The organism is Actinophytocola glycyrrhizae (assembly GCF_042653545.1).
In the GTDB taxonomy this organism is placed as follows: domain Bacteria; phylum Actinomycetota; class Actinomycetes; order Mycobacteriales; family Pseudonocardiaceae; genus Actinophytocola; species Actinophytocola glycyrrhizae.
The window spans coordinates 340,477-350,389 of sequence record NZ_JBHSIS010000002.1 but is presented as its reverse complement, the minus strand read 5'-3'; the positions used below and the strand labels follow the sequence as shown (position 1 = coordinate 350,389).

The 9,913-nt window shown below is 71.4% G+C and carries 12 protein-coding genes; 5 read left to right on the top strand and 7 right to left on the bottom strand.

Going from position 1 to position 9,913, the window contains the following annotated elements:
• Positions 1–44: 44 nt before the first annotated feature.
• Genes aztD through aztB form a run of 4 tightly spaced genes read right to left on the bottom strand, consistent with a single transcriptional unit; the run spans position 45 to position 3,847 of the window.
• Positions 45–1,190 (bottom strand): zinc metallochaperone AztD, encoded by a 1,146-nt coding sequence (aztD, locus tag ACFPCV_RS01630; protein ID WP_378053668.1) that lies wholly within the window; start codon positions 1,188–1,190, stop codon positions 45–47.
• A gap of 10 nt (positions 1,191–1,200) precedes the next feature.
• Positions 1,201–2,091, bottom strand: coding sequence for a zinc ABC transporter substrate-binding protein AztC (gene aztC / locus ACFPCV_RS01625; RefSeq protein ID WP_378053665.1), 891 nt, complete (start codon positions 2,089–2,091; stop codon positions 1,201–1,203).
• The gene (locus ACFPCV_RS01620) at positions 2,088–3,026 is read right to left on the bottom strand and encodes a hypothetical protein (protein WP_378053663.1); all 939 of its coding nucleotides are present in this window, start codon (positions 3,024–3,026) and stop codon (positions 2,088–2,090) included. Before ACFPCV_RS01620 ends, aztC begins: the two co-directional genes overlap by 4 nt.
• Positions 3,023–3,847 carry a zinc ABC transporter permease AztB gene (gene aztB / locus ACFPCV_RS01615; RefSeq protein WP_378053661.1) on the bottom strand — a complete coding sequence of 275 codons (825 nt, stop codon included), beginning with the start codon at positions 3,845–3,847 and terminating at the stop codon, positions 3,023–3,025. The genes ACFPCV_RS01620 and aztB overlap by 4 nt, the downstream gene beginning before the upstream one ends.
• Before the next feature lie 47 nt (positions 3,848–3,894).
• Between aztB and aztA the strand changes: the two genes are divergently transcribed.
• Positions 3,895–4,593 carry a zinc ABC transporter ATP-binding protein AztA gene (gene aztA, locus ACFPCV_RS01610; RefSeq protein WP_378053659.1) on the top strand — a complete coding sequence of 233 codons (699 nt, stop codon included), beginning with the start codon at positions 3,895–3,897 and terminating at the stop codon, positions 4,591–4,593.
• Positions 4,594–4,684: 91 nt separating this feature from the next.
• Here the strand turns inward: aztA and ACFPCV_RS01605 are convergent, their stop codons facing one another.
• On the bottom strand, positions 4,685–4,882 hold the full coding sequence (locus ACFPCV_RS01605; protein WP_378053657.1) for a ferredoxin: 198 nt from the start codon (positions 4,880–4,882) through the stop codon (positions 4,685–4,687).
• A gap of 125 nt (positions 4,883–5,007) precedes the next feature.
• Between ACFPCV_RS01605 and ACFPCV_RS01600 the strand changes: the two genes are divergently transcribed.
• Entirely contained in the window at positions 5,008–6,117 is a 1,110-nt protein-coding gene (locus ACFPCV_RS01600) for an NAD(P)/FAD-dependent oxidoreductase (RefSeq protein WP_378053655.1), read from the top strand.
• A gap of 489 nt (positions 6,118–6,606) precedes the next feature.
• Positions 6,607–7,572, top strand: coding sequence for a ribose-phosphate diphosphokinase (locus ACFPCV_RS01595; protein WP_378053653.1), 966 nt, complete (start codon positions 6,607–6,609; stop codon positions 7,570–7,572).
• On the opposite strand, the gene ACFPCV_RS01590 is transcribed toward ACFPCV_RS01595, so the two are convergent.
• Positions 7,541–8,029: a hypothetical protein gene (locus tag ACFPCV_RS01590; RefSeq protein WP_378053651.1), complete on the bottom strand. Its 489-nt coding sequence runs from the start codon at positions 8,027–8,029 to the stop codon at positions 7,541–7,543. The two genes, ACFPCV_RS01595 and ACFPCV_RS01590, sit on opposite strands and share 32 nt — an antisense overlap.
• 134 nt (positions 8,030–8,163) lie before the next feature.
• On the opposite strand from ACFPCV_RS01590, the gene ACFPCV_RS01585 reads away from it, so the two are divergent.
• Both ACFPCV_RS01585 and ACFPCV_RS01580 read left to right on the top strand, forming a co-directional pair.
• The gene (locus ACFPCV_RS01585) at positions 8,164–8,331 is read left to right on the top strand and encodes a hydrophobic protein (RefSeq protein WP_378053649.1); all 168 of its coding nucleotides are present in this window, start codon (positions 8,164–8,166) and stop codon (positions 8,329–8,331) included.
• A 119-nt stretch (positions 8,332–8,450) separates the two neighbouring features.
• Positions 8,451–9,101, top strand: a complete 651-nt coding sequence (locus ACFPCV_RS01580; RefSeq protein ID WP_378053647.1) for a hypothetical protein — start codon at positions 8,451–8,453, stop codon at positions 9,099–9,101.
• Between the two features lie 9 nt (positions 9,102–9,110).
• On the opposite strand, the gene ACFPCV_RS01575 is transcribed toward ACFPCV_RS01580, so the two are convergent.
• Positions 9,111–9,836, bottom strand: coding sequence for a DJ-1/PfpI family protein (locus tag ACFPCV_RS01575; protein ID WP_378053645.1), 726 nt, complete (start codon positions 9,834–9,836; stop codon positions 9,111–9,113).
• Positions 9,837–9,913: the final 77 nt, after the last annotated feature.

Here is a 9,913-nt window from a genome sequence, read left to right as displayed (position 1 = left end):
ACCCGGTGCCGCTGTGGGGTTTGCTGCACCGGGTCCTCGGCCCGTCAGTGTGCGACGACGCCGCTCAGCTCGTTCGGGGCCTTCGGCAGTGTCACCGTGGCCGTCTTCTCGCCGGTTTCCAGGTCGACGGCGTGGAGCTGTTTCGTGCCGGGGTCGGAGACGTAGGCGGTGCCGCCGCGGACGAAGATCGCGGGGCGGGGTTGCTGCCACTCCAGGGGCTCGGTCCACGGGCCGGTGACCGGGATGGTCTTCGTGACGGTGCCCGCCACCGGGTCGAGCACGTGGATGTTGCCGTCGGTGCCGAGCACCAGCGCCTCACCCGCCGGGCCCCGTGCCAGCGAGCGGAACGTGTAGCTGGTGCCGAGGTCGACCAGCTTCATCGTGCCGGTCGTGGTGTCGATGAGCGACACCTGTTCCGGCCGTTCCAGCTCGGCGTCGGGGTCCTGCTTGTAGTCGCCGAGCACGATCGGTGAACCGTCGGTCCCGGACTGGTTGCCGATCCGGCCGTACGGGGTCGGGCTCGTGATCTTGGTGATCTCGCCGTTTCGGTAGACCAGCACGCCGTTCTCGCAGCCGACCACGACCGCCTCGCCCTGCGCGGTCGCCTCGCCGTGCACGCCGGGGCAGTCCTCGTTGCGGGTGATCTCCGCGCGCCGCTCGTCGAGGACGGCCATCCCGGTCCGTTCCTCCTCGGTCCCGAGCGTGACCACCAGCTCGCCGTTCGCCAGCTCGAGCGCGACACCGTGGTGCGGCTCCTCGGTCCGGTGCACCTCGGTCTCCGGCAGCCGGTCGCCGAGCCGTTCCGGGTCGAACACGGTGATCTCGCCGGTGCCGTCGGCGAACAGGACCGTCTTCCCGGCGTGCCGCACCACGTGTCCCGGCTTCTCGCCCGCGAACTCGAGGTCGGTGAGGCGGGCGCCGGTCGCGTCGAGCACGCGGAACCCGCTCGACGTCGACACCAGCACGTGGCGGTCGTTCCCGGCCGGGTTGACGCGGTTGAAGCCGGACAGCGTCAGGTCCGCCTCGGTCTCCAGTGTCGTGCCGTCCATGACGTACACGCCGCCGTCGTAGGTCGCGACGACCGGGTCGGTGACCTGCTCGCGGGGCTCCGCCGCGTCCGACGCCGGGGTGCCGCACCCGCCGAGCACCATGGCGGACAGGGCCACTGTGGACAGTGTGAACAAGCGCATTTCGTTCCTTTCATTGCGTGAGTCCGGTGACGATCGCCTCGGTGTTGGCCCGCATCAGCTCCAGGTAGGTGCCGGCACCCCCGCCGGGTTCGGTCAGCGACTCCGAGAACAGCGGGACGACCGTGACGTCCACCCCCGCCTGTTCGGCGAGCACCCTGGCCAGGCGGTCGGGCTGGGAGGAGTCGGCGAAGATCGCTGGCACGCCGGCCGCGCGGATCGCGTCCGCGAGCGATGCCAGGTCCGCGGCGCTGGGGGAGGCCAGGGTCGTGCCGCTCGGCACCACCGCGCCGACCACCTGGAAGTCGTAGCGCTGCGCGAGGTAGCCGAAGACGTGGTGGTTCGTCACGAGTTTCCGCCGCTGCGGCGGGAGCCTCGCGAACTCGGCGCTCATCCAGGTGTCGAGGTCGTCGAGGCGCGCCAGGTAGGCGTCGGCGTTCGCGCGGACCGCGGCGGCGTCGACGCCGCCGATCCTGGTGACGTGCTCGGCGATCACCTCGACGGCCGTGCGCACCCGGGCGGGGTCGGTCCAGAAGTGCGGGTCCGGCTGTCCTGCCGCGTCGCCCTCGGCGTAGCGGATCGGGCCGACGTGCTCGCCGACGGCGAGCAGGCTGGTCTCGGCGGCCTCGACGTTGCGCCGCACGCCCTCCTCCAGCCCGAGTCCGTTGTGGACGACGAGGTCCGCCTGTTCGAGCCTCGCCGCCTGCTGCGCGGAGATCGCGAACGAGTGCGGGTCGGCGTTCGGGCCCATCAGCACGGTCAGCTCTGCCTCGTCGCCGACGATCTCCCCGATGAGGTCACCGAGGATGTTCGTCGTGACCACCACGCTCGGCCGGTCCGGTGCCGAGCCGGTGCACCCGGCCAGCACGAGCAGCAGCACGGTCAGCGTCACGAGGATCCTCATCGGCCCGTCTCCACCATGTGGGCGGGCGCGACGTCCAGGGGGAACGTGCGGGCCACGCGCAGGTCGTCGTTGTAGTCGATCTCGTGCACGCGGCGGCCAGCCGCGTCGTTGACGTACGCCCGTGCCGGGTCGACCTCGATCACCGGCGAGCCGACCGGCGCGGTGAGCAGTGGCCGGCTGGTGCTCTCGGCACCGGTGGCGATGTCGAACGCGTGCAGCACCCCGTCCGCCGTGATCGTCAGCAGCGGTGCGCCCTCGCCCGCGGTGTTGGCGGCCACCACCGGCCCGGTCGGCACGAGCGTCCAGGCCCGTTGCGTCACGTCGAGCACCCACACGCCGTGGCCGGGCGCGACACCGGCGAGCGTGGTGCTCGTCCTGCGGTTGGTGAGCGCCTGTGCCGGCCCGGCTTCCGTTGTGGGATAAGGGATCTTCGTGCCGGTGCGATCCTCGGTGACCAGCAGTGCGCCGTCGGCGCAGCCGAACACCACGCCCCGCCGCGTCTCGACCGGCGCACCAGCGGCCTGGCACGGCACACCGATCGCGGCGAGGTCGATGTCCTCGTCGTCCGGTGCCGAGGCCACCGGGCGGGGCTCCGCGCGGTAGTAGTGCACGTGATCGCCGTGGTCCACCTGCCAGGCGCCGCTGTCGACGACGTGCACCGCGTCGCCGTCGGTGAGGTAGGCGTACCGGCCGTCGCCCCGGATCGCGTCGACGCCCGGCACGGACCCGAGTTCGGTGACCTCCTCGGTGACCAGGTCGACCACCCGCACCGCGCCGGACTCGTCGGCGACCACCAGCCGGGACTGCGCCTCGGCCATCTCCTGCGCGCCTTCGACGTAGCCGTGCGGGATCTCCTCCCGCGGGGGCGGCGGCGCCTCCGCGGCGCACGCGGACAGCAGCAGAACCGCGGCCAGCGCGGCGATCCGGCGGCTCATGCCCGCACCCACTGCCGGACGCCGCTCGCCAGTGCGGACACGAAGAACAGGGCCACCGCCGCCGCGGCGATCGTCGCTCCCGCGGCCGTGCCCCAGTGCCACGACAGCACCAGCCCGGTCACCGTCGCGACGCACCCCAGCACGGCGGCCCCCAGCATGATCACCGGAATCCTTCTCGCCCACAGGATCGCGGCCGCCGGGGGTGCGATCAGCAGCCCGAACACCAGCAGCGTGCCGACCACGTGGAACGACGCGACGATCGCGAGCGTGACGAGCCCGAGCAGCACGGCGTGCGTGAGTCCCGGCCGCAGCCCGAGGGTGTGCGCGGTGCGGCGGTCGAACGCGAGTGCCACGAACGCCCGGTAGCCCAGCGCGGACACCACCGCCGCCACCGCCAGCGCCACGACGAGGAACCGGATGTCCTGTTCCCGCACGGCAAGCACGTCGCCGAAGAGGAACCCGGTCAGGTCCACCGCGAACGACCGGGACCGCGACACGATGATCACACCGAGCGCGAGCATGCCGACGAACAACAGCCCGATGCCGGTGTCCTGCGACAGCCGGGGCGACCGGGACAGCGCGGTCACCCCGAGCGCCATCGCTGCTGCGCTGGCCGCGGCGCCGACCACCAGGTTCCCGCCGAGCACCGCGGCGATCGCGATGCCGGGGATCATCCCGTGCGCCATCGCGTCGCCGAGGAAAGCCATGCCGCGCAACACCACCCAGGTGCCCGCGAGTGCGCACACCAGCGACACGAGCACGCCGCCCCACAACGCCCGCTGCACGAAGGACACCTCGAACGGGGCGCTCAACCACTCCATGCCGGCGACCGTATAGTGAAAACGGTTATCATTACAAGGAGGGTGTCGTGACACACACCGAGATCGAGATCGCGGACCTGGTGGTCCGCTACGGCCGCCAGGTCGCCCTGCGCGGTCTCACCACCGACCTCCCCGGCGCACGGGTCACCGCCCTCCTCGGGCCGAACGGCTCCGGGAAGTCCTCACTGCTGGGTGTGATCGCGGGTGTCGTCCCGCGTGCGGCGGGCACGGTCGAACGCCGGGGCACCCGGCGGCCCGCGTACGTGGTGCAGCGCAGCGCGGTCGACACGCTGCCGGTCACCGTGCGGGACACCGTCGCGATGGGCCGCTGGGCACACCGCGGCCCGTGGCGGCGGCTCACCCGGCGCGACCGGGCCGTGGTCGACAACTGCCTCGACCGCCTCGACATCGGCGACCTCGCGGGCAGGCCGCTCGGCGCGCTCTCCGGCGGTCAGCGGCAGCGCGCCCTCGTCGCACAGGGACTCGCGCAGGAGTCCGGCCTGCTGCTGCTCGACGAACCGGCGGCGGGGGTGGACCTGGCCGCGGGCGAGTTGATCGCCACCGCGGTCGCGGAGGAGGCCGCGCGAGGCGTCACGGTGGTGCTCGCGACCCACGACCTGGCGACCGCGGAACGCGCCGGCCACTGCCTGCTGCTGGCCGACGGCCGTCTGCTCGCGCAAGGCCCGCCGGGGGAGGTGCTCACCCCGGCGGCCCTGGCCCGAACGTGGTTCCCCGCCGCGCGGTGACCAGCGGTACCGGGGTGGAAGTCACCGACCCGGGTGGACGCACCAGCGAAGACGGGACCACCCGGCCCTGGGACGGGCCGGGTGGCGCTGCTCAGCCCTCTTCGAGAGAGATGGCCTGGCTGGGGCAGAGATCGACGGCCTCCCGCACGTTCTCGAGGGTGTCGCCTTCGGCGTGGTCGGTCAGGAGCACGACAGTGCCGTCCTCGTCGCTCTGGTCGAACACGGACGGCTCGGTGAGCGCGCACTGACCGGCGCCGACACAGCGCGCGGTGTCCGTGACGATTCGCATGACTCCGTACCTCCAGTCACTCCAGGGAACGATGCAGACCGTACGCGGTGTGACTCGACTCTCGCTCTCCCGGTGTCACGAAACGCCTGTGAGATCTGTCCACCCACCGGAGAAAGGGGAACGAGATGACTACTCGGATCGTGGTTCTCGGTGCCGGCTACTCGGGACAGGTCGCGGCCCGGCTGGCCGCCCGCGCGCAGGACGTTGCGGTGACCCTGGTCAACCAGCGGGACCGGTTCGTCGAGCGGGTGCGGCTGCACCAGCTGGCCGCCGGGCAGGACCTGCGGGAACGGCCGCTCACGGAGCTGCTGGCGGGCACCGGCGTGCGGCTCGTGATCGACCGGGTCACCGCCGTCGACCCCGGGGACAGGTCGGTCGTACTGGCGGGCGGGGACCGGCTGCCGTACGACACGCTGGTGTACGCGCTCGGCAGCGGCATGGACCTCACGTCCGTGCCGGGGGTCGCGGAGCACGCGCACACGGTCGCCGTGGCGGAGGAGGCGCAGCGCCTGCGGGCCCGGCTGCGCACCGGTGACGTGGTCACGGTCGTCGGTGGGGGACTCACCGGCATCGAGGCCGCCACCGAGCTGGCCGAACAGCGCCCAGAGCTGAAGGTCCGCCTGGTGACGGCCGGTGCGCTGGGGGCGGCGCTGTCGGAGAAGGGGCGGCGACACCTGCGCCGCGTGTTCGCCAGGCTCGGCATCGAGGTGCGGGACGAGGCCGAGGTCGCCGAGGTCCGTGCGGACGGCGTCGTGCTCGCTGAGGGTGAGCACGTCCGGTCGGACGTCGTGGTGTGGACGACCGGCTTCACCGTGCCCTCGCTGGCCGCCGACGCCGGGCTCGCCGTCGACGACCACGGCCGCCTGCTCGTCGACGAGACCCTGCGGTCGACGTCCCACCCGGAGGTCTACGGAGTGGGCGACGCCGCGGCCGTGCGGATGCCGGGCGGCCAGGAGCTGCGGATGGCGTGTGCCACCGGGCTACCCGCCGCTCAGCAGGCGATCCGTGCGCTGCTGGCCCGCCGCGCGGGCAGGCGACCGAAGCCGTTCCGGTTCCGGTACGTCAACCAGTGCATCAGCCTGGGCCGCCGCGACGCGCTCGTGCAGTTCGTGAACGCCGACGACCAGGCGAAGGAGTCCGTCCTGACCGGGCGCCTCGCCGCGCTGTACAAGGAGACCGTCGTGCGCAGCGCGTTCCACGTGCAGCGCCACCCGTCCCTCCCGACGAGCCTCTAGATGATTGATTCCGTGAAGTCGGTGTGAGTGGGCGGTCGGTCGTCGTGTGCTGGTCGCGTGGCTCCGGTTCATGTCGTGGTGGGTTTGTCCTCGCCGGACGGGCAGGTCTCGGGGATGGCAGGGAGGCCCTATGGGTGGGCTTGCGCCACCGTCGGGGTTGCGCGGGCAGAGGCCCCGCTTCGCGGGCCCGGGGCGCGGAGCGCCCGGGGGTTTGGTGCCGTGAATGGCGCGTTGACGGCGTGGTAATGCCCTGAAAGGCGCGTTCAGGGCGCTGGGCGTCCTGAACGGCCCATTGACGGCACTCGTTTGCTGTGAGCACGCCTTTCACGGCATGGCCCTGATGACGGGTCCGTACGTCAAGCCACTTCACATGATCTTCACGGAATCAATCGTCTAGGTCCGGTTCCGTGACGTGGGCACCGGCCCGGTCCGGGCGTGCCAGTAGGCTTGGCATGCCTGACCGGGCCGGGCGGACAGAGGGAGCGGGCATTGCGGGAGATCGCCGTCTTCGGAGGCAGTGCCCATCCTGAGCTGGCGGCGGAGATCTGCGACCACCTCGAGGTGCCGCTGCGGCCGGTGCGGGTGAAACGGTTCGCCAACGACTGCCTGGAGGTGCAGCTCCAGGCGAACTGCCGCGAGCGCGACGTGTTCCTGATCCAGCCGCTCGTCGCGCCCGTGCAGGAACACCTGGTCGAGCTGCTGCTGATGCTCGACGCCGCCCGTGGCGCGTCGGCGGCGCGCACCACCGTCGTCCTGCCGCATTACGCGTACGCGCGGTCGGACAAGAAGGACGCGCCACGCATCTCCATCGGGGGCAGGCTCGTCGCCGACCTGCTCGTCGCGGCGGGCGCGAGCCGCGTGCTCGCGATGACGCTGCACTCGCCGCAGGTGCACGGGTTCTTCAGCGTGCCGGTCGACCACCTGCACGCGTTGCGTGAGCTCGCGACCTACTTCCGGCGCTACGACCTGTCGAACACCATCGTGGTGTCCCCGGACCTCGGCAACGCCAAGGAGGCGTCGCACTTCGCGCGGCTGCTCGGGGTGCCGGTGGCCGCGGGCGCGAAGCAGCGGTTCACCGACGACCGGGTGGAGATCACCTCGATCATCGGTGACGTGGCCGGCCGGGACGTGATCGTGCTGGACGACGAGATCGCCAAGGGCAGCACCGTGATCGAGTTGCTGTCCAAGCTGCGGGAGCACGGCGTGGCGTCGATCCGGGTCGCGTGCACCCATGGTCTTTTCGCGGCCGGAGCGCTCGGCCGGATCGGCGGTCAGGCAGACGTGACCGAAGTCGTCTGCACCAACACGGTGCCGATGGCCGAGCGCTCCGACAAGCTGACGGTGCTTTCCGTGGCGCCTGCACTGGCCGAGGCCATGCGCCGGATCCACAACGGCGAGTCCGTCAGCGCGCTGTTCGACTCGACTAGCGTGGCGGGTACTGCTGCTGGCGGTTGACCACAGCGGTCGCGCTCTCCCCGTTGTAGGCGGGGCTCTCGGTGGGCTCCGGCACGTACGTGCCCTGTGCTCGCAGGGCGGCGTCCTGTGCCTTGCGTCGCGCGTCACGTTCCGCGGTCGTGTACTCCTCGTACTCCTCCCGGTCCCGCATCCGCGACAGCGCGGACACCGCGATCCAGTGGGCGATCCCGAGGACGATCAGGATGATTCCCAGTCGCACCACGACACCCTGGATGGAGTTGTTGTCGCCGGGCACGTCGATCACCGAGATCAACGCCAGCACGCCGAGTGTGCCGAGGTGGAACAGCACCGACACGAGCTTCGTCAGTGACTCCGCGGGGGCGTTGGGGGTGGCCTGCTGCAGGAATCGACGGCCGTTTCGGTAGATGATCTGCCCGTCGATCAGGACCAGCACGGTGCCGATGACGAGGAACGCCACATAGCTACTGCTGTCCATGGCTTGCACCTCTCGTTCCGGTGTACGGCGAACGAGTACCCGCCGTAGTCGCGGGGAAACCGGCCGGACGGACCGTTTACCTGGGGGTGGCGCCGGGTAGCTCCCACGGGGCACATGACAGGAAAGGCGCGTTCATGCTTCCTCTCATTCTGGTGCTGTTGCTGGTCCTCGTCCTGTTCGGTTTCGGGTTCGCGGTGAAGGCGCTGTGGATCGTGGCCGGCGTGCTGCTCGTCCTGTGGCTCCTGGGGTTCGTCATCCGCAGGCCGGTCGGCGGCGGCGCGGGGCGCTGGTACCGCTGGTAGGTCGTTTCCGGTGTGCCGCGCTGGGCCGGGCTGGTCCCCGGCCGCCACCGGCGTGTTTGGGATCCGGCGTGCGCGGGCATCCCGCGTCCGGCACCACGCCGAGCACCGAGGAGAGATCGATGCGCAGCGACGACCCCGAAGCGCAGGCCACCGCCCACCAGCTGGTCCACTGCGTGCTGGACGCTGACCAGGTCGGCCTGACCGAGACACTGGAGACGGTCGCGGCCCACCCCGCGGACGAACAGCGCGCCTACGTGCGCGAGGTGGTCGCCGAGCTGATCAACGTGGCGACCACGGCCGTGCGGGACAGTGCGGGCCCCCTGCGGGATCGCGCCGCGTTCGCGATCGACCTCCGTGACGACGACAACGACCGGGTCGGCATCGACGATCTGGAACCACCTGTGCGCGCGACCATCCGCGCCATGCTCGCCGACCTGAACGACAGTCCCGAGGACGCGTCGTTCCAGCTGGACCTCGCGGTCCGAGGGGTGGGTACGAGCGAGGGCCTGGAAGCCGGGCTCGACACCGTGCGCCGCGCACTGACGATGACGATCGGGCTGCTCCACTGGAGCGAGCAGTCGGAGCCACTGGAGGGGATCATGTACCCGGAGTCCACGACCAACGAGGCGGACCTGCTCGAACAGCAACTCGCCGTCACCGACGACGAGGAGCCCGACACCGGAGCGGTCGGCGAGACCACCGAGGCCGACCCCGCCGATGTGCAGGAACAACGCCGGGCGGTCCCCGAGGACGAGGACGAGCCCCGCTGACCTGGCGGGTCAGGCCCGCCAGACGGTGCCTCGGCGTTCGTGTTCCAGCACGCCTTCCACACCGACGGCCATGTCCGGGCCGAACTCGCGTTCCACCAGCCACAACGCCTGGTCGATGCCGGAGGTGACACCGCCCGCGGTGACCACCGTGCCCGCGTCGACGACGCGGGCCTTCTTGAGGATCCCGCCCTCGGCCTCGAGCCGTTCCTTCGCCAGTGCGTGAGTGGTGCAGGGGCGGCCCTTGGTCAGCCCGGCGGCCGACATCAGCATCACGCCGACGCACACGCCCGCGATGATCCGGCCGCCGTCGTGCGCGTCGGCGAGCGCGCGGGGGAGCACGCCGCGCGCTATCTCCACGTGCGTGCCGGGCGCCGACGGATCGCGCCACCCACCGCCGGGCACGACGACGATGTCCGCGTCCCGCGCCCGCCAGCGGTGTTCCACGACCATCTTCGCGCCGCGGTTCATGGTGATGGTCCTGGGCTCGTCGACGGTCACGTACCGCACGTCGATCTTGGCGTCGTAGTACACCCGCGCGATGTCGAACACCTCGGCAGGGCCGATCGAGTCGACCTCCTCGACGCCGTCGTACATCAGGATCCGCACGCGCAGCGTCTCCTGCCTGCGCTGTCCTGCCGCCCGCGCGGCGGCGACCGTGGACGGGCCGACGAGCCCGGCGACCGCGGCGGCGGTGGCGGCGCCCATCGTGGAGCGGAGCAGATCGCGGCGATTCATTTCCTTACCTCGCAGGGGAATTCGGCGACTGGACCGAATTCCACATTAACCAGCGGAGGCAGGACGCCACGCGAACG